This window comes from Mesorhizobium sp. M0217, assembly GCF_040321955.1.
GTDB lineage: Bacteria > Pseudomonadota > Alphaproteobacteria > Rhizobiales > Rhizobiaceae > Mesorhizobium.
On sequence record NZ_JAMYSN010000038.1, the window covers coordinates 1 to 19,835 of the forward strand.

Sequence of the window (19,835 nt, forward strand, 5' to 3'; positions counted from 1 at the left end):
CCTGTTCATGCCGCTGGCCTTGATGAAGTCCGCGGATGGGATCCCAGACAGGTCAACGCGCTTTTTGAGCGGCACCCACTGAGCGGGTTTTTCCGATCCCGGTTCGACCGTCCGTCATCACACCATCAGCACCTCACCAACCTCTGTGCTTCCTCTGCGACTACGTCACTACGCCGGTGAATCCGCGAAGCGCTTGCCCGTAGTCATCAGCGCCCAGACGATCCGGGCCATCTTGTTTGCCAAGGCCACCGCAACGACGTTGTACGGCTTTTTCGCCAGAAGCTCGGCAGCCCAGCGAGTGGGTGCCGCTTTGCCCTTACGACAGAAGCGAAGCACGGCATGGGCTCCCACAACAAGAAGGCGACGGATGTAGGGATCGCCTTGCTTGCTGATCCGCCCGAGCCGATCCTTTCCTCCGGATGAGTTCTGTCGCGGCACCAGGCCAAGCCAAGCCGCGAGTTGCCGGCCGGATTTGAACAGGGAAGCATCTGTCACGGTCGCAACGATTGCGCTGGCGGTGATCGGACCGATGCCGGGGATCGTTTCGAGGCGACGGCTCAACTCGTGCGAACGATGCCAGATGTGAATCTGTCGGTCCAGCTCACAGACCTTCTCGTGCATCTCACGCAATTGCTGTACCAAAAGAAAGAGGGCCGATCGGGCAAGCGGGGGAATGAGGTCCTGCCCCTCGTCCTCAACCAACGCGACGAGCATGCTCAGCCCTGTAGCACCCTGACGAGTGATGATGCCCAACTCCGCCAAGTGGCCGCGCAAGGCGTTCACCAGCATTGTCCGCTGCCGGATCAAAAGCTCGCGGACGCGACGCAGCATCAACACGCTCTGCTGCTCCTCGCTCTTTGTCGGAACAAAGCGCATCGTCGGTCGCGTGACCGCCTCGCAGATTGCCTCGGCATCCGAAGCATCATTCTTCTGCCGCTTCACGTATGGCTTGACGTATGACGCAGGCATCAGGCGAACCTCATGCCCCAGAGCCGTGAGGACACGAGCCCAGTGATGGCTCGTTGCGCAGGCTTCGATGCCGATCAAGCACGCCGGCAAGGATGTAAAGAATGCGACTACATCCTCGCGACGCAACTTCCGGCGGACAACCACTGCGCCCTGCGCGTCAACGCCGTGCACCTGAAACACGTGCTTGGCGACATCTAGACCAATGGTGCTAACCTTCTCCATGGACGGCTCTCCCTCATGTGACTTTCGACAGCCACACTTTGGCACATTGCGATGCCGGGAGCGGAGGCCGTCCACCTCATCAGGTCAATGTGGGTCAGGTTCTTCATCCATTCGAAATGCTCACCTCCACACCTTCTGCATTGAGATAACGATCCGGGAGGATCGTCGCGCCAAAGGAAGCGCAGCATTTGATCGGCCTGGAAGGTGACCGGGTCATTGGCGGCTTCGACGCATCATGTGCGTCTTGATGCGCTCGGCATTGTCGATGTGAATTGCGTTTTCCATCGCCGCCGGATGAGCATGTCGCAGCCTCTTCAATGTCCGTCATTTCGCCGCGAACGATTCGGCGCCCTCAAATCTGAGAATGCTGCTCGCGATGGGCTCCATGTTGCCACGGTCGGCGACATCAATGCCGAGACACTCTTTGAAAAAGCTCGACCAGCGGTTTGGCGATTTGCCTCAGAAGCAGGCGATCGCCCCCGTCGCCGATGTCGATCCGACGCTCGACCAGTTCGCGGTGAGCTTCACTGCTTGAGTTTTCCGCGGCGCCCACAGAGCTCGCACAGGGACCGGCCAGGCGGTCACGGTTGCACTCGTTGTCGGATCTTCGACGATGTCGGACATGAGACACAGCGCCATCATAATGATCGCATTGTTCTGAAACAATTTTCCTGGTTGGCACGACACATGCAGTCCTATGAGCAAACGCACTGCCGCGCCGCACCAACTGAGAAGAACTCATCCCATGATCACGCTCGCCGAGCATGCGGTCGCCGCCGCAAACACTGGGCTTTCCCGAGCGGAAGGAAGCCTTTGCGCTTCCATTCGTCAGGTTGTACGAACATGACCGCATTCGATTTCCGTCCAACTCTGAATGCTCCCGACGATGATCCCTATCTTTGGCTTGAAGATATAGAAGGCGAACGGGCACTTGACTGGACCGCCAGCCAGTCGGCCAGGACCCTGGGGCACTTCGGTGGAACGCAGTTCGAGCGCGACCGCGCGGCCCCGACGGCGATTTTCGATCGTCCTGACAAGATTCCCATGATCATGCGCCGTGGTCAGTACCTCTACAATTTCTGGCAAGATGCCCGCAGTCCGCGCGGACTGTGGCGCCGGACCACCCTTGCCGCCTACGCCGATCCTGCTCGCCACCACGAAGCGGGACGACCGCGCCCACCCGGGCCACACGCGTAAGACGGCGCAAAGCTGCAGGCCTTTGGTTATCCCGCTTACTTCTAAGTGAGTACAGGTCGATGATTGCGAGCACGGATCAAATAATGTGTGCGCGGTCCCACACACACTGCGCATGAGCGCTCCGCCAATCTCACGCAACTCGACCAAGACTTTTCGTAGTTCAGTGCATCATTTCTGAAGAGCAAGGAGACAATATCATGGCGAGAAACCAAATGCGCGCCGCGCGGGGAATAACAGCGGCCGTTGTCCTCATCGTGATGGGACAGCAGGCCGTCGCGGCGGACCTTGCGCAAGCGGCGAGCGTCCCGCAGGCAGGAGCCTCGGTCACGGAAGCGCCAAGCCCTTGGCAGATCCGGCTGCGTGCGTTGGGGGTCATTACTGAGGATTCGGGTTATGTCAATGCGGTGCCCGGCTCTGGTCTTTCCTATTCGGACACGGTGACACCGGAACTCGATATCTCCTATTTTTTCACGGACAACATCGCCGCCGAGCTCATACTCGGTACCACCTATGCAAACATCGAGGGTCACGGAACGATCGGCGGCCTTGGCGATGTCGGCAAGGTTTGGCTGCTGCCGCCTACGCTCACATTGCAGTATCATTTTACCGATCTCGGCGCTTTCAAGCCCTATGTCGGCGCCGGCGTGAATTACACGATTTTCTATAACCAGAATGCCGGCAGCGCCGACGCTCTTATGGTTAAGAACACTTTCGGCACCGCGCTGCAGGTCGGGTTCGACTATATGGTGGATCAGCACTGGGGCTTTAACTTCGACGTGAAGAAGCTTTTCCTTAAGCCAGACTTCGAGGTCACGGTCAACGGCGCGAAGCAGACGGGGAAGGCGGAGCTCGATCCTTGGTTGATAGGCGCAGGTGTCACCTACCGCTTCTGATGTGCAACGCGAAGGGCGGCCTGCTGACCGCCGATCTGAGATGAAGGGCGCCTCAGGCGCCCTTTCACGCCGACTCTCCACGGGCGGAGTCGGCGTGGAACATTTGGGGGTGGGGTGTGTGTACCCCTTGGGCGGGACGTGCCCGAATCTGAGGAACGTTTACTGATCAAATTTGTGCGATGACCATCCAGCGCATAGCAGCCGATTGTCGGGAGACTTGAAGAAGCCGTTGTTAGGAGTCGGCGTCCCCTGGCTGCCCCGCGCCAGGGGCGCGAAGCCGAACGGGACAGGATGGCTGAAGCCTGCCGAAGAACACATGCGCGGTTCACGAGCAGCCGGCGCGAGGTGAGGCGCGCGGGCCGTCTGGCTCAGGCCTGTTTGTCGGGCCGAACCAAATCCGTGTGGCTGACGCCGAGAGCCAATGCCAGTTCATAGATCGTGATGATCGTCGGATTTCTTCGGCCTTTCTCCAAGCCGCTGATATACTGCTGGCTGAACCCGGAAATCTCGGCAAGCTGCTCCTGCGTCAGACGCTTCCTTAGCCTGATCCTCTGCACATTACGTCCGACCAACCTGCGCATATCCATGCACGATAGCCAGCGGATTTGGCAGCTTGAGTTTATCAACTATAATATGTAATCCGGATCGAGCGGCAAAATCCCTGGCGGAGGGGCTTCGCGGAGGCCATTTTCCGGAGATATAACCAGCGATGTTACAGCCTAAATCGAACACGCCAATTGCCGACGAAGTGCCCTGGTCGGACAGTCTCTCGGCTTACGATAGAGCGCATTTCACGACTTATATGCGGCTCCTAGACGCCTCCGCCGATGACGCGAGCGAAGAAGAGATGGCCCACCTAATCCTCGGGATCGATCTAGCACGCGAACCGGAGCGCGCCAGGAAGGCTCTTCGTAGTCATCTCGATCGTGCCAACTGGATGGTCACAACTGGTTACAAGGAATTGTTCGCCGGCTGAACAATCCCGCTGTGCGCTCCGTTTCGCCTTTCGAGCAAGGAAACGCTCCTTGAAGAGGTGATATCGCAGAGGGTGCACTGCATGTTTCGTTGGCAACACCGTGCCAATCGGGTGCAATAAGTTGTACCATGATCTGGGAAGCAAGGCCTTGAGGGCTAATAGCCAGCCGAAACAGCCTGTGCCTCATGGTCAGGACGACCAAAGACGAATTCAGTTTCTCAGAGAATCGAAGATCGTGAGGAGGCCAGCAGGGCTACGGCCTGATCCTTGGTGTGCACGCCGAGCTTCTTCTTCGCATTGTCGAGGTGGAAATCGACGGTGCGCGCTTTGATTCCCAAGATGCAACCGATAGTCCAGGCGGACTTGCCGCGCGCCGACCATTGCAGGCATTCGTATTCACGAGGTGTCAACGAAACGCCGTCCACTGTACGATTGCCAGACAGCTTTCGACGAGCATAAATGTGAAAACATGTCGCCATGAGTTGGAGCGCCTGTTCGTATCGCGCAGCAACGCGCAGGGAAGCGGAATTGGGCTTCTCAGCGGCAAAGGTCATAGCTGCAACACAGCCTCTGCGATCGATAATCGGGATCGTCAAACCGCACCGGATGCTGAACTGGGCCGCCTCATCGAATAGCTTCTTTTGAGCCGGCGACATCTCAACGCAACGCAAATCCGACCCCGGCCATTGAAACGGGGAGCCGCCACACCGCGCACGCATAATGACGGGATCGACTTTCTGATACTGATTTTGCAGATAGTGCGCGGTCCAGGGAGGTGGATAATTTGAGATCAGCTTGGGCTCGCCACAAGACTGCAATGGCAAAGACAGATAGGCAAAGGTGAGTAGATCAAGTGCTGCGGCCGCCCCAGCCATGGCATCCCGGAAATCTGTTTCATCTACACTCTCCGACAACTTTTCCAGAAATGTCTCGAAGAGAAGCGGCATGTTCTTCGTCATTGTCCTAGCTCAATCGCTTTGTCCGTCTGCTGCGCGCCGTTCTGACCTGGAGACTCCGCCATAAGCCGGGGCCGCATAACTGCGGCCGGTCTTAGCAACGCAGAGCTGACCGCTTTAGAATGCCACACGGCGCTGCGTGATCTTCGCACCGGTCGTCACCAACCGCAGCTGCGCTGGACTTCGAACGGCCATCACCGAGAAGCTACAGCATCTTCCCAACGCGATAACGCAATCGGAGAGATCTTCTTGCGAAATGAAATCCTCGCCGCCCCCGCATCAGCAATCGTGAAAAGTCGTCCTGCGCCACCAACCGGGGCGATATATCAAGCCGTTATCAATCCAATGGTTGCCGCCGTGAACGTCGGTCGACGGAAGACAACGGATAGACGTATCTCGCCGCTTTGAGCGCTAAGATTAAAACGTATTTCTGCGACGCCTTCTGATTGTTGGTGGGCAGATCGACTCCAAACGTTTGGCATGGGTAGAGGTGCCGCTGCCTCCGCGAGATTCAAATACCAAGCTATCATCTTAAGCCGGACCCAACCCAAGCCGGCACTATCGCTCGACACTGCTGCGGCGACATTCCATTGAAGGCTCTGAAGCACTTTGCGAAGTGCGAAGCAGACGTGAACCCGCAGGCCATGGCAACGTCGATGATGGGCATCCGCGTGCCTTCGATCAGGCGCTTCGCATGGTCTGTGCGAATCCGGAGATAGTGACGCACCGGCGGAAGCCGGACATGGGAAGCGAACAGGCGTTCCAGTTGGCGCCGCGATACTCCGACGCGTTGCGCGACCTCTTCCATTGTCAGCGGGAACTCCACATTCTCTTCCATGATCCGCATTGCCATCAGGAGCTTGTCGCTCACACCGGCAAAGGCTAGACCTGATGGCCCGGTCTGGCGGTTTGATCCTGAGCGCTGACCTTGGACAGTCGCGTGGCGGCAGACCTCCTGTGCAATATACCCGCCGGCATGGCTGCCGATCAGATCGACCGCCAGGTCGAAAGCCGCCAGTTCTCCCGCGCAGGTTGAATACTGGCCGTCCTTGACAAACAAGGAGTCGCTTATGCGGGGTTGATTGAACATCTCGGCGAAAGCAGCGAGCCGCGACCAGTGTATCGTGCAGCGTGTGCCTGCCAGAAGGCCCGTCCGAGCAAGCAGCCATGTCGCTGTCCCAACCGCAGATATCGGCACCGCGCGACGCGCCATCGTTCGCAGAAATCCGTTGAGTTCAGGCGTCAGTTGCTGTTCTACCGGCTCGCCCGTCACGATAGCGAGCTGGTTCGGTCTGCGATCGTCCCAGCCGGAAACCAGCTCGTCTATCGGGACATCAACGGCAACCGAAAGGCCGTTGGCGCCCTCGATTTGCCGAGCGTCAAGCCCCGCGATTCGCCACCGGAACAGGGGCAGCCTGGATACCGTGTTGGCGATGCGAAAAGGTTCGACATAGGCGTGAAGCGCCAGGTGGGAGAAACCGGGTAACAAAAGAACCACCAGGTCAAACGGTCGATCGGCCGCCGCCGAAATTTTCGGCGTGGCCAACGACGTAATTGCGCTAATGTTGGCGGGTGCGTTCACTAGGATCCGTACGTGGCTACTGGCTCACCGAACATGCCGGGTTCCGGTTTGATGCCGAGGCCTGGCAGTTGCGGTATGGCGATGTGACCATTTTCGATGACGATCGGATTCTTCGCGTCGAAATGTCCTTCGATATATTCCTGCGCGATCCAGGCGCCCTCGAAACGGCGCGGCTCCACAGTGGAAGCTAAATGCACGCAAGCCGCCGCGATTATGTCGCCACCCCATGCGTCATCACAGCTGTGCGGTAACGAGCGGATGGCGCAAAGGTCACGGATTGTCGCCATTTTGGTGAGGCCGCCAAGACGGGTGACTTTGAAGCCGAAGCCATCTGCGATGCCGAGGGAGATCGCCCGGAGCACTGCATTCTGATCTTCGGTGTTCTCATCCAGATAGATCGGATGCGTGACCCTGCCCTTCAGAGTGGCGACCTCATCCATAGTGTTGCAGGGCTGTTCGAAAACAAAGGGGATCGCCTGGCAAAGCCGATCGAGATGGATCGCTGCAGCGACAGTGAGGCCCCTGTTGCCATCCACTGCGATACGCGCATTATGGCCGACCACCTCCCAAACCTTGTGAACCGTGGCCACATCCTTTTCGAGATTTCGGCCCGAGATTTTGACCTGCAGGCGTGGATACCCTGACTTCACCTTGTCGTTGGCAATCCTGGCCGTTTCGTCCGGTGAGCCAACAATCAGCGAATAGTAGGACGGGACGCGATCGGTCAGGGCGCCGCCCAACAGCGTTGAAACCGGCACTCCCAGCCGTTGCCCAAGGAGGTCGAGAAACGCTATGTCGAACGCTGCCTTGGCATAGCCATGCCCGTTCAAGCGCTCGTCCATGCGTTTGGCGAGAAGCCTGATTGAGGCAATCTCCGCGCCGATAAGACCTGGCGCGATTTCGGCAATCGCCGCGCGTGCGCCGAGTGCATGATGGGGCTGATAAACCGGCCCGACCGGGCAGGTTTCGCCCCAGCCAGTCACCCCGTCATCGGTCACAACCTCGACGAGGGTGCTGTCAAGTGCGTCGACGTCGGTGCTTGCCATTCGATAGGTGCCACCTTTAACAGGCAGCTTGGTATTATAGACGTTGATCCGGTCAATGCGCATGATGCTCAGTATTCCTCGTTGAGTGCGTCGACGGCGGGGATTTCCCTTGAGCGACGATCTATATAAGCGCGCAATTCCTCGTCCTTCGCGACATCGAGCTTAGGTTCTTCATATTCGGCCAGAAGGCGGCGCGCATGATCGAGGGCACGTCGCTTGATATCCTTGGAGCCATCAGCGTACCACTGCTCGATCGAGTTATTGTCGAAGAGTTTCGGAATAAAGAAGGCCTTCTCGAAGTTCGCCTGTGTATGCGGATGGCCAAAGTAATGGCCGCCTGGGCCCACATCGCGGACCGCTGCCAGGGCTTCATCGAAATCGTCCCACTGGATGCCTTGCGTCATGCGATAGCCCATGGCGCAGACTTCGGCGTCGACAACGAACTTTGCGATCGAGCAGTGCATGCCGGCTTCATTCCAGCCAGCCGAATGCCAGATGTAGTTTGCGCCTGACAGCAGCACGGCCATCATCGTCATCGCACTTTCATAGCCAGCTTGCGCATCGAAGATCTTGGCGCCGCCAAGCAGGTTCGAAGTGCGCCAGGGCACGTTATAGCGACGAGCCATCTGGCCGATCATGAAATTCATGAGCGATATCTCTGGCGTTCCCGCCATAGGGGCTCCCGATTGCATCGATACGGTCGACAGGTAATGCCCATAAATCGCAGGGCAGCCCTTGCGCACCACCTGCGTGTAGGCGAGTGCCGAAAGCGCCTCCGCATTGAGCTGCGCCACTGCCGCCGCGGTGGAGGCTGGCGTGTTCGCGCCCCCGAGAACGAAGGGCGAGCACAAGACGGGCTGGTTGCGCCGGCAGAAAGCACGCATGCCGCCCAGCATGACCTGGTCCCACACCAGCGGCGAATTGCCATTGCAGTTTCCAGTGGTGACTGCATGCTTCTCGAGGAAGCCTTCGCCGAAGAGGATCTCGCACATGTCGAGCACGTCCTCGGCATTCTTGGGCGACGTGGTCATGCCCATGAAAATCTTGTCGGAGTGCTTTATTGACGAATAGGTGATGTGCAGGTGCCGATGCGCGACGACAATATCCATTGGCTCGACGATGTGGTGAGCCGACGAATGTAGTGCCGGCATCATGTGGGCGAGCTTATGAAACGTCCCCAGGTCCGCAATTGTTGGGCCACGCCTCACATCATCGAGATCGCGCATATACGGCGCGCCTGTCATCGGCACGAAGATTGATTTGTCGCCTCCGAGCTCGACATTCTTCGCTGGGTCGCGCGCGAAATATTCGACGTTGGGGGGAATGGTCTTGATGAGCTCCATGACCAGGCCGCGGTCGAGATGAACGCGGTCATCCGCGCGCACGTCCGCTCCGGCTCTCTTCCAGTCCTCAATCGCGATCGGATCGCGAAACACCACGCCTACTTCTTCCAGGATGGCGAGAGAAGCCTCGTGGATGCGTTCAACCTGCTCGGCATCCATCGGCTCTACCACCGGCAGGCCGCGCTTGAGCGTCGGCAACATGTCGACCTTTGGCGCGGTGCGGATCGTCCGCCTCGCTTCCCGGCCTCCTCTACGAGAGAGCTGTAGTTGAGCAGTCATGCCGGCCTCCAGACAAATAAGTCGCGACACCGAAACCGGACCGCGCTCAACTATTGCCGGAGCTTTGAGCTTTGACCTACTGCAAAAGTCTCACGCGCGTGTTGATTAAAGGGCTGCACCGCTGGCTCGCTCACCCGCACTCGAGAGATGGTCGGGTCGAGCAGCGGCGGAGCGTTCCACGTCGCACCTCATCCTTACGGACATCGCGCAAACTTGGACGGAATCGCCCAAGACTGTAGCCTTCCCGACAGGCAGAGACGACGATGCATTGCGGCAAGCGAGCGAAATAAAGTCAATTGGGAGGCGACTTTTTTGCGTCGACTGGCTCCCGCGGTTCCGTGGTAGCACGTTTCTTGCTTGGTGCGGGGCAAGAACAGAACAGCCCATTCCCGGATCAGGCGAGGTGAACAAAAACGACAACCTCGGACTCATCTAGGCATCAGAAGGGTAGCGACAGGAGGATTTGAATGCCAAGGCCAAATCTCGTCAATAATGTACTCGGCGCGAGCACGTCGCGCAGAACCTTGCTGAAGGCCGGCAGCGCCGCCGCACTGGTCATGAGCGGCCTGACGACCGGCGCCAGGGCCGACGCGTCCCGGCCGCTGGTCTATGCCTTCGCGGCATGGTCCGACGCGCTGGCAATCACCTGTGTCGGCGCGAAGCTCATCCAGGATAATTTCGGCTACAAGGTCCAGCCGCTGCAGGCGGAGCCGGGCGTGATCTATGCCTCGCTTCAAACCGGGAAGGCCGACCTTTATTCGAACTCCTATATGCAGGGGATGGGCCCGCTGAAAGGCGACTATCACGGCGGCCAGGCGGACTATGTAAAGAAAGTCGCCGGTTCCATCAAAGTCGTCGGCGTTTCGGAAGGCCCGATGACGCAGGGCCTTGCCGTTCCGGACTATGTTGACATCAAGAGCATCGCCGAGCTCAACGACCACGCCGACAATTTCCCAGGCGGCATCATCGGCATCGACGCCGGCTCCGGCCTGATGCAGGCCGCGGACGCAACGGTGAAGGCTTACGATCTCAAGCTCAACCTGGTCCCGGGCAGCGAAGCTGCCATGGAAGCGGCCTTCCAGCGCGCTTACTCGAAGAACGAACCGATCGTGGTCACCACTTGGGAGCCGCTCCCGATGTGGAGCAAATTCAAGATGAGGTATCTCGAAGATCCCATGAAGACGATGATGTCGGAGCCCTACTACTGTTTCCACGTCACGTCGAAGGACTTTGAATCCAACTTCCCGAAGGCCCAGGCATTTCTGACAAGGTTCCACATCCCGAATGACGAAGAAGCCAAGATCATGGGCTGGATCGACAGTGGGATAAAGCCTGAAGACGCCGCCGCAAAGTGGATCGGCGAAGTGAAAGGCAAGGGCATCATCGAGCCGTGGCTCGCCTGATCCCGAAGCACGCATCCTCCCAAGGAGTGCCGGGGTCCGCGCCGGTCCCTGCATCACCACATGTGTTATGCGCGGGAGCCTCGCATGAGCACGCGAAAGCCGGCCGTCGAGATCAAGGATCTCTACAAGATTTATGGCGGCAACCCCGAAGTGAAACTGGACAGACTGCGTTCGGGCGCTTGCGGCCGCGACGAGGGCATCGGTTTCGTCGCGCTCAACAACATCAACATGACCATTGAAACCGGGAAAATCTTCGTCATAATGGGTCTCTCAGGCAGCGGGAAATCGACCCTTCTTCGCTGCATCAACCGACTTATCGACCCCACTGCCGGCCAGATCGTGGTCAATGGGCAGGACGTCACGAAAGCCGGCAAAAAGGAACTCCGCCAGATCCGCTCCAGCATGATCGGAATGGTGTTTCAACATTTTGCGCTCCTGCCGCACATGTCGGTCATCGACAATGTTGCGTTTGGGCTCCGTGTCGCCGGGGTCGGACGCAAGGAGCGACGCGAGCGCGCAGGCAACGCACTAGAGCTCGTAGGGCTCAGCGGATGGGGCGACCGCAAGCCGTCGAACCTAAGCGGCGGCATGCGCCAGCGCGTCGGCCTGGCGCGTGCCCTGGTGATGGACACGCCGGTGCTGCTGATGGATGAGCCGTTCAGCGCGCTCGACCCGCTCATTCGCGAGGAGATGCAACAGGAGTTGCTTCGGCTTCAGAGCACCCTGAACAAGACAATTGTTTTTGTGACACACGACCCAAACGAAGCGGCAACGATCGGCGATCGCATCGCCATTCTCCTCAAGGGAGAGGTCGTCCAGGAAGGCCAACCGATCGACATCGTGCTCTCCCCCGCCAGCGACTACGTCAGGGACTTCGTGCGGGGCATTGATGTGTTCAAGGTGCTGTCGGCTGGCCAAGTTATGGACGCCGTCTGCCCGCCGGTGGAACTGGCGAACAAGCCGATCTCGGAATGGACGAAACATCTGTTGAAAGACTTCGTAAAGCTCGCGCCCGACGATCTGATCGCCCCCTATCTCGATGAGCTGGCGAAAGAGCAGCGCGCTTTGATCGTGGTTCAGAACGACGGAACGCCCGTCGGGACGGTCACCACTAAGTCCGTTATCAGAGCGCTCGCGGCACAGTCCTCGATAGCCGGCGCGGCGCCGAAGATCGAGAAACTGAAACCTGCCGACACGACGAGGGCAAACGCCGCTGCAGAACGGGCGACACAATAATGAACGTCAGCCTCAAACGACTCTAGCTGCGGATTCATGCCGATGGATTTTTCGGAGTTTGCAGGCACGGTTGCCGCGTCAATCGACGACTTCACGAACTACCTCTCAGCGCATTTCGGATTTGTATTCGATTTCATCTCGACGGTGATCCTGGGCATACAGCGGCCCTTGGCCACGGTCCTGACGAGCGCGCCGGCCTGGCTGATCATCGCAATCGCTGTGATCGGCGGTGTGCTGCTTGGCCGGCTCTCGCTGGCTACCCTCAGTGGATTTGGGCTGGCCTTCATCTTCGTCATGAATCTCTGGGCGCCTGCGATGGTGACACTGTCACTGGTCCTTACGGCGGCCGTCGTCGCCCTGGCCGTCGGGATACCAACCGGTACTCTCATTGCCGAATCGAAACGCCTGAACGCGGTGGCCGAGCCAATACTCGACTTCATGCAGACGATGCCCCCCTTCGTGCTCCTCGTCCCAGCAGTGTTTTTCTTCGGTGTCGGAACGGTTCCGGGCATCGTTGCGACGATCTTCTTCGCCATGCCGCTGCCGATCAGGCTCACTGCCCATGGTCTCAAGATGGTCGAGCCGGAAATGGTCGAAGCCGGAGAAGCCTTTGGCGCAAGTCGCCTAGCCGTGCTGTTCCTGATCAAATTGCCGCTGGCGTTTCGTTCGATTATGGCGGGCGTCAATCAGTGCGTGATGATGTCACTATCGATGGTCATCATCGCATCCATGATAGGGGCCGGCGGCCTGGGCGACGAAATCATTCGGTCGATCTCTCGTCTCCAGGTTGGGAGGGGCGTCGAAGCTGGCCTTGCGGTCGTTGTTTTGGCAATCCTGATCGATCGCATCACTAGGCGAATTAGCGAGAAAGTTGATCCGACGGCCTGACAAACATGAAGCCCGGTCAATGGCCGGGCTTCTCCTCTTCACGAAATCGGCAGCGGCAGCTTCTTGGTGCGCCCGCCATCGGTGACATAGACTTGCCCGGTCACGAAGGAGCTCTCTTCCGAGGCAAGCCAAACGGCAAGGTTTCCGACATCAGTCGGCTCACCAAGACGTCCAACCGGATGCATGGCGAGCAGTTCCCTGCGGACACGCGAACTGTCAGCCATGCTGTTCATGTAGATCTCACTGAGGTCAGAATTGATCCAGCCCGGCGCAATGGCATTGCACCGGATACCCTCGTGCCCATGGTCCACGGCGACGGCTGCTGTAAAGCCGTGAATGCCAGCTTTCGAAGCGGAATATGCAGGGTGACCCGGATTAGACGCCAAGCCTTCGATCGAGCCGATGTTGACGATGCTTGCAATGCCGCGCTGGCGAAGATGCGGCATTGCCGCCTTCGTCAACAGAAATGGGGCCCTGAGGTTGATGTTCATCATCTGGTCCCAGTCCGTCTCGGTCATTTCCTCGACCGTCTTCTCGAACATGATCCCGGCGTTGTTGACGAGGATGTCAAGGCCGCCAAGTCGCTCGACAACGGCCTGAACGGCCGAAGCGATGTGCTCGGAGTTCGCAAGGTCCGCCTTCACGTAAATGGTGCGATCGTTGAGGATCTCGTCGGGTGGCGGGTTCCTCTGCACAATGGCAACCTTGGCGCCCTCCTCCACGAAACGTCTCGTGATGCCGGCGCCGATGCCACGGCCGCCGCCAGTGATGATAGCGATTCTTCCTGCAAGTCTGTCAACCATAGGATGTCCTCAATAGACCGGCTTGGCGCCGTTCACCTCAACCGTCGTGCCGGCGATGTAGCGGGCGGCATCGGAACTCAAGAAATACACCGCATCGGCGATGTCTTCCGGCTCGGCAATGCGCCCGAGCGGAACCGTCTTGTTGAGCTCCGCTATGGCAGTGTCGGGATTGAAGCCGCGCTTGGCGAAGCCGGTGCGCAGCATCGGCGTGTTGACCTCATTCGGACACACCGCGTTGACTCGTATCCCGTCACCGGCATGGTCGCGGCCTAGGCACTTCGACAACGCCGCAACGGCCGCCTTGCTGGTGCAGTAGGCGGCGTGCCCGGGTCCGGGATAAAGTCCCCAGCACGATGCGATGTTCACGATCGCGCCGCCGCCGTGGCCCTTCATATGGCCGATCGCCCTCCGGCACGTGTAGAATATCGATGTCAGGTTGATGTCGAACGTCCGCTCCCAATCCTCATCGGTCGTCTCGAGGATATTGCCCCTCGTGATAATCCCGGCATTGTTGACGAGCACGTCCAGCCGCCCTGTGGCCTGCACGGAGTACTCAATCAAATCTTCGCAATAAGCCTTGTTCCTGAGGTCGCCGGCCTTGCTCCAGATATTCTGTCCAGTTCGGTTCAGTTCGGCGTCGAGCCTGTCGAGGCCGACCTGGTCGGCGTCGCCCGCAACCACACGAAAGCCGTTCGCAATGAACAGTCTGGAGATCGCTTGCCCGATACCTCCCGCCGCTCCTGTTATCACCGCAGTTTTCTTTTCAATGCCAGTCATAGCTCAAGCCATCTTTGAGAGGAGAAGTTCAGCTCATAATCACTGAACAGCTATCTAAGACCAGTGGGGCAGCCCTGCAAAAGTCTCACCCCCTTGTTGAGTTGCGCGAGCGCAGACATAACCCGGGCATGCTACGCTGCAGCCGCGTCGGACATGGGTTGGGTGGGGTCGCAGATCGCGAAGCATGGGCCGTACAGATCTCCTACGTTGCGCCGCAAATGGGTTGGGGATCGCAGCCATGGTCGGTCGGAAACGCAGGCTATCGCGTCGACTTGCAATGGTTTACCCGAGATCTTGAGCCGGCTTGCTCTATTTGTCGCGCGGCGCGATTGTCGAAGTCTTTGGAGCTTGAGATGGTTCGCCGCTATTACGACCTGCCGTCCCTGACTGCTTTGGCTGTTTTTGAGGCGTCTGCCCGGCACCTGTCATTCAAATTGGCTGCTGCGGAACTGAACGTCACTCCCGGCGCCGTCAGCCGGCAGATCAAAGCGATCGAGGACGAACTGGGGGTACCGCTGTTTACCCGATTGGGAACCGGTGTGGCGCTGACAAGCGCCGGCGAAGACCTTTATGGTGTGTTGGCCAGCGGTTTTTCGCGGGCCGCAGACATCGTCCGAAATGTGAAACGCGGCGACCGTTCCAAGAACGTCACCCTGGCGTGCACGGACGCCTTCGCGTCAACGTGGCTGATCCCGCGGATGCCGGACTTTTGGACCCGGTACCAGGATATCGCCGTTGACCATCTTATCTCGGACAATCCTCGCGATTACCGCCGTGCCGAGGTCGAATTGCGCCTCCGTTACGGGTTCGGATCGTGGTCGAATGAAGATGCTGAGCTCCTTTTCGATGAAACGATCTACCCGGTATGCGGGCCCGGGTTCGCAAGCAAGCATCGCGATGCAACGACGGAATCGTTGGCCGACCTCCCCTTGCTGCATGTTGATTGGGTAGATCCCGACTGGGCCGGCTGGGACGAGGTCCTACGGCGCGCGGGAGTCTCGCATGGGCCGACCCGCGGTCGGCGCTTCGGCAAGTTCTTCGTGGCGCTTCAGGCCGCTCAAGCCGACCAAGGTGTGGCCGTTGGCTGGCACCGGCTTGTCAAGGCGCAGATCGATGAGGGGAAACTTGTCAGACTGACCGATCTCGAATTGCCAGCACCTGGCAGCTACTATCTCACCTGGTATCAAAATCGCACGCTTTCCCCCGCCGCCCAGAGCCTCCGTAGCTGGATCCGGGAAGTGGCGGCGCAAGAACGAGAAAGTTAGAGCTCTCTGCCTGCGCGCTTCTGCATCGCCCACAACTTCAGCGGCGCTCCGATCGACATCAGCGGTTCTGGATAAAGCTGAATCGGGGCTGGCTCTTTTAGGGCGTCTGCAACCATTGGCTCGTTGCTGCCAACGGCAAGATCGGCAGCCAGCATCCCGTAGAGGGTGCCCTGCACCGTTCCCAGGCCATTGCAGCATCCGGCTACGAAGACTCTGTCTTCAATTTCACCGAATGCGGGCGCGGAATTGAGGGAGAGACACAAGTGGCCTCCCCAGCGAAATTCCATCGGTGTTTCACCCAACATCGGGAAGCGCGCCCGGAACGATCGATCGTGCGCAGCGCCGATCCGACGGATCTGCTTCTCACTAGTTGACATGTCCGGATTATAGGTGAAGGTGTTGCGAACGACGATCCGGTCGCCGCTCCTCCGGATGGTTGAGCCCATCGGGTCAGCCGGGATCAAGCCCCAATGCGGTTTCCCGCCCAGAGCTGCCTGTTTACTCTTGGAGAGAGGCCTTGTCATGCTGGCGTAGGTGAACACGTGCAGCAGACGTTTTTTGAAGAAGCCAAAGCTTTCCAGATGACCGTTTACTGTCAGTATCAACCGCGGCGCGGTGATCTCGCCCTCAGCCGTCTTGGCAGTGTGCAGTTTGCCGGTCTGCAAAGATGTGATCGGTGAATTCTCGAATAGCTGCACACGCCACGACAAGCCTTCGGCGAGTCCACGGATGAAGCCGGCCGGCTGTGCCATTACCGTTCCTGGCGTGAAGGTACCGCCGACGAAGAAACCGGTTCCTGTGATTTTCTTCAGCTGTGGCCCGTCGAGCCGCTCGAATGGCTCGCCTAACCCCGTCAGGTGCTTTTCGAATTCGCCCAGGGCAGCAACACCGTGTTCGGTTGCAGCTCCATGGTACTTGCCGGCCCGAACGAAGAATTTCTGCAACCCGTATTCGTCCGCCACCGAAGCAGAGAATTCGATCGCGGCCCTGTTCATGCGGATGCGCTTGCGATCGTGGTCGTGGCTTCCCGCGTAATGCTCCCCGCCGAGCTCGTGCGGAAGATCGATCATGAAGCCGGAGTTGCGCCCGGCAGCGCCCCAACCGACGCGCTGAGCATCGACCACCACTATGCGCTCGTTAGGCACCAATTGTGAGAGGCGCCGCGCGGCCGCCAAGCCAGCAAACCCAGCTCCTACAATGAGCCAGTCCGCCTTGTGACGGCCGCGCAGCACCTCAGGTGCCTTGGGAGGCGGCAGAATACCGTACCAGCCGGGCATGGATGTGTCCGCAGGCGTGCGCACAGCCTCATAATCGCTCATCGGTGCGACCAGGCTAGTCTACCGAACGCGAGACTTTAGGATCGGAGATGTCCGCCCAGATGGTCTTGAGTTCAGTATATTGGTCGTGGGCATGCAATGACTTGTCTCTTCCCCCGAAGCCCGAAAGCTTGAAGCCGCCGAAGGGAGTCGAGACGTCTCCTTCGCCGTAGCAGTTGATGGTCACCGTCCCCGCGCGAATGTCCCTTGCGATGCGATGCGCCTTGCCGAGATTGGCGGTAAAGATTGAAGCTGCAAGCCCGTATTGCGTATCGTTGGCGACCCGGAGCGCCTCGTCAGCGTTGGCTACTTTGATTACCGACAGCACTGGACCGAAAATCTCCTCTCGCGCAATCGTCATTTCGGGCGTGACATCGTCGAATACGGTCGGCTCGATGAAATAGCCTTTGCCGTACTTGTGGGCGTTGCCGCCCGTCACGATCCTGGCGCCTTCCGCCCGCCCCTTCTTAATGTAGCCCATGATGCGATCGAACTGCTCCTTCGACACAATGGCGCCAAGCCGATTGCCCGGATCCAGCGGCTCGCCCAAAGGCCATTCCTTTAGCTTATGGAGGACGGTTTCCACCAAGCGATCCTTGATCTTCTCGTGCACGATCAGGCGGGAATTGGACGAGCAGTTCTCGCCCATGTTCCAGAAAACAGCCTGGGTGACATGCTGCGCTACAACATCGAGGTTCTCGGCGTCGTCCAGCACGATGCACGGATTCTTCCCCCCACATTCGAGCACGATGCGCTTTAGGTTGGACTTGGCGGAATATTCCAGGAATTTCCGGCCAACGTCAGTTGACCCGGTGAAGGCGACCATGTCGATATCGGGATGCACGCCGAGTGCCTTGCCGGTCACTTCGCCCGGACCGGTGACGATTTGCAGGACGCCTGACGGCAGCCCAGCCTCATGCGCCAGTTCGGCGATCCGCAACGTCGACATGTTGGTCTGCTCGGCCGGCTTGACAATGACGGAGTTGCCCGTCGCAAGTGCCGGACCGATCTTCCAGGCAAGCATGAGGATCGGGAAATTCCAGGGCAGAACGCAGGCGACCACGCCCAGCGGCTGGCGCACGATCATCGACACGACATCGTCGCCCGAAGGTGACGTCTGGCCGTAGAGCTTATCGGTGGCTTCCGCATGCCATTCCAGGCAATGCAGAGCCTCGGGGATGTCTATGGTTTCGACGTCGTAGATCGGCTTGCCGCTTTCGAGCGTCTCAAGCACTGCAAGCTCATGGGCGTTTCGCTTCATCAGTTTCACGAGCCGCCGCAGAACGCGCTTGCGCTCGCTCGGATGCGCACGCGACCAAGCGCCCGATTCAAACGCCAGTCGCGCCTTCTCGACAGCGAGATCGACATCGGCCTGGCCGCAGGAAGCGATCTTGGCGATGACCTGCCCTGTCGCGGGATTGATGGTCTCGAAAGTATCCCCAGATTGTGCAGCCCGCGCCTTGCCGTCAATTACTGCGCTGGTCGGCAGTGGCAGGCTGTCCGCTAAGTTCTGGTACTCATCACGCGTTAATAGCGATGACATTCTCGGAAGCCCTCTTCTGGGATTTTGCAGTGATTGACGCGATGACTGCCTTAAGGGTGCGGATCGTCGACTCGAGTTCCCGCTTCTGTTCGTCGCCGAGTGCTCGCATCGGCAGGCGCACTGGCCCAGCCGGCAATCCAGCCAATTCGCACCCGAACTTGATGCTCTGGACGAATTTGCCGCCCTGTTCGAGAAGCCTCATCAGAGGCAGAAGCGCCGACATGATCTGCCGGCCCTTGGTGAAGTCCTTCTCGATCACGCAGGCTTCGTACAACGCGAGGTGCTCTGCCGGTAGGCAGTTGCCAGCGCCGCAGACCCACCCTTTTGCGCCCCAGGCGAAGAATTCGAGCGCCTGATCATCCATGCCGCAGAACAGGTCGATATGCGGATAGTCACGAGCCAGTGCGTGCAGCTGGTTCATGCTGCCGCTCGACTCCTTGATGGCGCAGAAATTGGAGCTGCGACCGACGCGGTCGAGGAACTCGAGGTCCATCATCGTTCCGGTGCGTCCGGGATAGTTGTAGAGCATCGCTGGTAGATTGGCTGCCTTGTCGATCGCAAGCGCATGATTGGCAAGTTCGAGCTGCGTGGGAACAGCGTAGTACGGCGAGCCGATCAGGATGCCGTCGTACTTGAGGTCCTTTGCAATTAGCGCGTATTCAATGCAGTCGTCGGTGCGAATGGCGCCGACGCCGGCGATTAGGGGCATCCTCCCCTTCACCACGCTCCTGGCAAGCTTAAGCAGGCTGACACGCTCGTCGCGTGACTGGGCGTAGTACTCTCCTGTCGTGCCACCGACAATAATGCCGTGGACGCCAGTCGAGACCAGGTGCTCGACCATGACGCAGAAACCGTCACGGTCGATCGACCCGTCCGCGTGAAAGGGCGTTGTGACGGGCGGAATAACGCCTTTGAACGACATCTGCCTCGCTCCAGTTTTGCTACGGGTCAGTGTTATATCCAAGCTGAGGAGCGGGAGCAGCCGAAATAAAATCACCCGGCAGGCAAGTTTTTTGCGGTTCGGCTATGATAGAGCATGCCTACGATCCGGCGTGTCGCCGTACCTCTTGGGCAGTCGGAGGCTACGAAGGTACATCGGATCATCTCACGGCTGGCGCATCCGAGTTCCGAAGACGACTTA

17 protein-coding genes and 2 pseudogenes are annotated in these 19,835 nt (G+C 59.0%); 7 read left to right on the forward strand and 12 right to left on the reverse strand.

Annotated features, from left to right (window positions below):
- Positions 1–168: 168 nt before the first annotated feature.
- Positions 169–1,191, reverse strand: a complete 1,023-nt coding sequence (locus NKJ18_RS30585) for an IS110 family RNA-guided transposase (protein ID WP_352761237.1) — start codon at positions 1,189–1,191, stop codon at positions 169–171.
- A gap of 86 nt (positions 1,192–1,277) precedes the next feature.
- Positions 1,278–1,560 (reverse strand): annotated as a pseudogene (locus tag NKJ18_RS33090) (Rossmann-fold NAD(P)-binding domain-containing protein); the annotation flags it as partial.
- A gap of 474 nt (positions 1,561–2,034) precedes the next feature.
- Here NKJ18_RS33090 and NKJ18_RS30590 point away from each other — a divergent pair.
- Both NKJ18_RS30590 and NKJ18_RS30595 read left to right on the forward strand, forming a co-directional pair.
- Positions 2,035–2,337, forward strand: a pseudogene (locus NKJ18_RS30590) (prolyl oligopeptidase family serine peptidase); the annotation flags it as partial.
- A 248-nt stretch (positions 2,338–2,585) separates the two neighbouring features.
- A complete protein-coding gene (locus tag NKJ18_RS30595) occupies positions 2,586–3,281 on the forward strand; it encodes an OmpW/AlkL family protein (RefSeq protein ID WP_502906192.1) in 696 nt (231 codons plus the stop codon).
- A gap of 368 nt (positions 3,282–3,649) precedes the next feature.
- Here NKJ18_RS30595 and NKJ18_RS30600 read toward each other — a convergent pair whose 3' ends face one another.
- On the reverse strand, positions 3,650–3,868 hold the full coding sequence (locus tag NKJ18_RS30600; RefSeq protein WP_023730016.1) for a helix-turn-helix transcriptional regulator: 219 nt from the start codon (positions 3,866–3,868) through the stop codon (positions 3,650–3,652).
- A gap of 122 nt (positions 3,869–3,990) precedes the next feature.
- Here NKJ18_RS30600 and NKJ18_RS30605 point away from each other — a divergent pair, with 122 nt between their 5' ends.
- The gene (locus tag NKJ18_RS30605) at positions 3,991–4,257 is read left to right on the forward strand and encodes a DNA -binding domain-containing protein (RefSeq protein ID WP_352761240.1); all 267 of its coding nucleotides are present in this window, start codon (positions 3,991–3,993) and stop codon (positions 4,255–4,257) included.
- A 218-nt stretch (positions 4,258–4,475) separates the two neighbouring features.
- Here NKJ18_RS30605 and NKJ18_RS30610 read toward each other — a convergent pair whose 3' ends face one another.
- The 4 genes from NKJ18_RS30610 to NKJ18_RS30625 all read right to left on the reverse strand — a co-directional run bounded on the left by NKJ18_RS30610 (position 4,476) and on the right by NKJ18_RS30625 (position 9,463).
- The gene (locus NKJ18_RS30610; RefSeq protein WP_502906193.1) at positions 4,476–5,204 is read right to left on the reverse strand and encodes an autoinducer binding domain-containing protein; all 729 of its coding nucleotides are present in this window, start codon (positions 5,202–5,204) and stop codon (positions 4,476–4,478) included.
- Positions 5,205–5,739: 535 nt separating this feature from the next.
- Positions 5,740–6,759: a GlxA family transcriptional regulator gene (locus NKJ18_RS30615; protein ID WP_352761245.1), complete on the reverse strand. Its 1,020-nt coding sequence runs from the start codon at positions 6,757–6,759 to the stop codon at positions 5,740–5,742.
- 35 nt (positions 6,760–6,794) lie between these two features.
- On the reverse strand, positions 6,795–7,904 hold the full coding sequence (locus NKJ18_RS30620; RefSeq protein ID WP_352761247.1) for a mandelate racemase/muconate lactonizing enzyme family protein: 1,110 nt from the start codon (positions 7,902–7,904) through the stop codon (positions 6,795–6,797).
- A gap of 5 nt (positions 7,905–7,909) precedes the next feature.
- Complete coding sequence (locus NKJ18_RS30625; RefSeq protein ID WP_352761285.1) at positions 7,910–9,463, reverse strand: trimethylamine methyltransferase family protein; 1,554 nt, start codon at positions 9,461–9,463, stop codon at positions 7,910–7,912.
- Between the two features lie 467 nt (positions 9,464–9,930).
- Between NKJ18_RS30625 and NKJ18_RS30630 the strand changes: the two genes are divergently transcribed.
- From NKJ18_RS30630 to NKJ18_RS30640, 3 genes are all read left to right on the forward strand, one after another.
- The gene (locus tag NKJ18_RS30630) at positions 9,931–10,866 is read left to right on the forward strand and encodes a glycine betaine ABC transporter substrate-binding protein (protein ID WP_352761249.1); all 936 of its coding nucleotides are present in this window, start codon (positions 9,931–9,933) and stop codon (positions 10,864–10,866) included.
- Between the two features lie 84 nt (positions 10,867–10,950).
- A complete protein-coding gene (locus tag NKJ18_RS30635) occupies positions 10,951–12,102 on the forward strand; it encodes a quaternary amine ABC transporter ATP-binding protein (protein WP_352761251.1) in 1,152 nt (383 codons plus the stop codon).
- Between the two features lie 42 nt (positions 12,103–12,144).
- Entirely contained in the window at positions 12,145–12,990 is an 846-nt protein-coding gene (locus NKJ18_RS30640) for an ABC transporter permease (RefSeq protein ID WP_352761253.1), read from the forward strand.
- Positions 12,991–13,028: 38 nt separating this feature from the next.
- On the opposite strand, the gene NKJ18_RS30645 is transcribed toward NKJ18_RS30640, so the two are convergent.
- Both NKJ18_RS30645 and NKJ18_RS30650 read right to left on the reverse strand, forming a co-directional pair.
- Entirely contained in the window at positions 13,029–13,793 is a 765-nt protein-coding gene (locus NKJ18_RS30645; RefSeq protein ID WP_352761255.1) for an SDR family NAD(P)-dependent oxidoreductase, read from the reverse strand.
- Positions 13,794–13,802: 9 nt separating this feature from the next.
- On the reverse strand, positions 13,803–14,570 hold the full coding sequence (locus tag NKJ18_RS30650; protein ID WP_352761256.1) for an SDR family NAD(P)-dependent oxidoreductase: 768 nt from the start codon (positions 14,568–14,570) through the stop codon (positions 13,803–13,805).
- 353 nt (positions 14,571–14,923) lie between these two features.
- Here NKJ18_RS30650 and NKJ18_RS30655 point away from each other — a divergent pair, with 353 nt between their 5' ends.
- Positions 14,924–15,835 carry a LysR substrate-binding domain-containing protein gene (locus NKJ18_RS30655; protein ID WP_352515972.1) on the forward strand — a complete coding sequence of 304 codons (912 nt, stop codon included), beginning with the start codon at positions 14,924–14,926 and terminating at the stop codon, positions 15,833–15,835.
- Here the strand turns inward: NKJ18_RS30655 and NKJ18_RS30660 are convergent.
- From NKJ18_RS30660 to NKJ18_RS30670, 3 genes are read right to left on the reverse strand one after another with little or no spacing between them, the layout of a single operon-like run.
- A complete protein-coding gene (locus tag NKJ18_RS30660) occupies positions 15,832–17,154 on the reverse strand; it encodes an NAD(P)/FAD-dependent oxidoreductase (protein WP_352761258.1) in 1,323 nt (440 codons plus the stop codon). The genes NKJ18_RS30655 and NKJ18_RS30660 overlap by 4 nt on opposite strands.
- Before the next feature lie 13 nt (positions 17,155–17,167).
- Positions 17,168–18,694: an aldehyde dehydrogenase gene (locus NKJ18_RS30665; RefSeq protein ID WP_352761261.1), complete on the reverse strand. Its 1,527-nt coding sequence runs from the start codon at positions 18,692–18,694 to the stop codon at positions 17,168–17,170.
- Complete coding sequence (locus tag NKJ18_RS30670) at positions 18,672–19,616, reverse strand: dihydrodipicolinate synthase family protein (protein WP_352761263.1); 945 nt, start codon at positions 19,614–19,616, stop codon at positions 18,672–18,674. The genes NKJ18_RS30665 and NKJ18_RS30670 overlap by 23 nt, the downstream gene beginning before the upstream one ends.
- Between the last annotated feature and the right edge of the window lie 219 nt (positions 19,617–19,835).

Coding starts and splice junctions, on each gene's coding strand:
- NKJ18_RS30600 (WP_023730016.1), bottom strand. CDS start 3,868: ATGGATATGCGCAGGTTGGTCGGACGTAATGTGCAGAGGATCAGGCTA.
- NKJ18_RS30595 (WP_502906192.1), top strand. CDS start 2,586: ATGGCGAGAAACCAAATGCGCGCCGCGCGGGGAATAACAGCGGCCGTT.
- NKJ18_RS30620 (WP_352761247.1), bottom strand. CDS start 7,904: ATGCGCATTGACCGGATCAACGTCTATAATACCAAGCTGCCTGTTAAA.
- NKJ18_RS30645 (WP_352761255.1), bottom strand. CDS start 13,793: ATGGTTGACAGACTTGCAGGAAGAATCGCTATCATCACTGGCGGCGGC.
- NKJ18_RS30650 (WP_352761256.1), bottom strand. CDS start 14,570: ATGACTGGCATTGAAAAGAAAACTGCGGTGATAACAGGAGCGGCGGGA.
- NKJ18_RS30635 (WP_352761251.1), top strand. CDS start 10,951: ATGAGCACGCGAAAGCCGGCCGTCGAGATCAAGGATCTCTACAAGATT.
- NKJ18_RS30605 (WP_352761240.1), top strand. CDS start 3,991: ATGTTACAGCCTAAATCGAACACGCCAATTGCCGACGAAGTGCCCTGG.
- NKJ18_RS30655 (WP_352515972.1), top strand. CDS start 14,924: ATGGTTCGCCGCTATTACGACCTGCCGTCCCTGACTGCTTTGGCTGTT.
- NKJ18_RS30660 (WP_352761258.1), bottom strand. CDS start 17,154: ATGAGCGATTATGAGGCTGTGCGCACGCCTGCGGACACATCCATGCCC.
- NKJ18_RS30585 (WP_352761237.1), bottom strand. CDS start 1,191: ATGGAGAAGGTTAGCACCATTGGTCTAGATGTCGCCAAGCACGTGTTT.
- NKJ18_RS30665 (WP_352761261.1), bottom strand. CDS start 18,694: ATGTCATCGCTATTAACGCGTGATGAGTACCAGAACTTAGCGGACAGC.
- NKJ18_RS30625 (WP_352761285.1), bottom strand. CDS start 9,463: ATGACTGCTCAACTACAGCTCTCTCGTAGAGGAGGCCGGGAAGCGAGG.
- NKJ18_RS30630 (WP_352761249.1), top strand. CDS start 9,931: ATGCCAAGGCCAAATCTCGTCAATAATGTACTCGGCGCGAGCACGTCG.
- NKJ18_RS30640 (WP_352761253.1), top strand. CDS start 12,145: ATGGATTTTTCGGAGTTTGCAGGCACGGTTGCCGCGTCAATCGACGAC.
- NKJ18_RS30670 (WP_352761263.1), bottom strand. CDS start 19,616: ATGTCGTTCAAAGGCGTTATTCCGCCCGTCACAACGCCCTTTCACGCG.
- NKJ18_RS30610 (WP_502906193.1), bottom strand. CDS start 5,204: ATGCCGCTTCTCTTCGAGACATTTCTGGAAAAGTTGTCGGAGAGTGTA.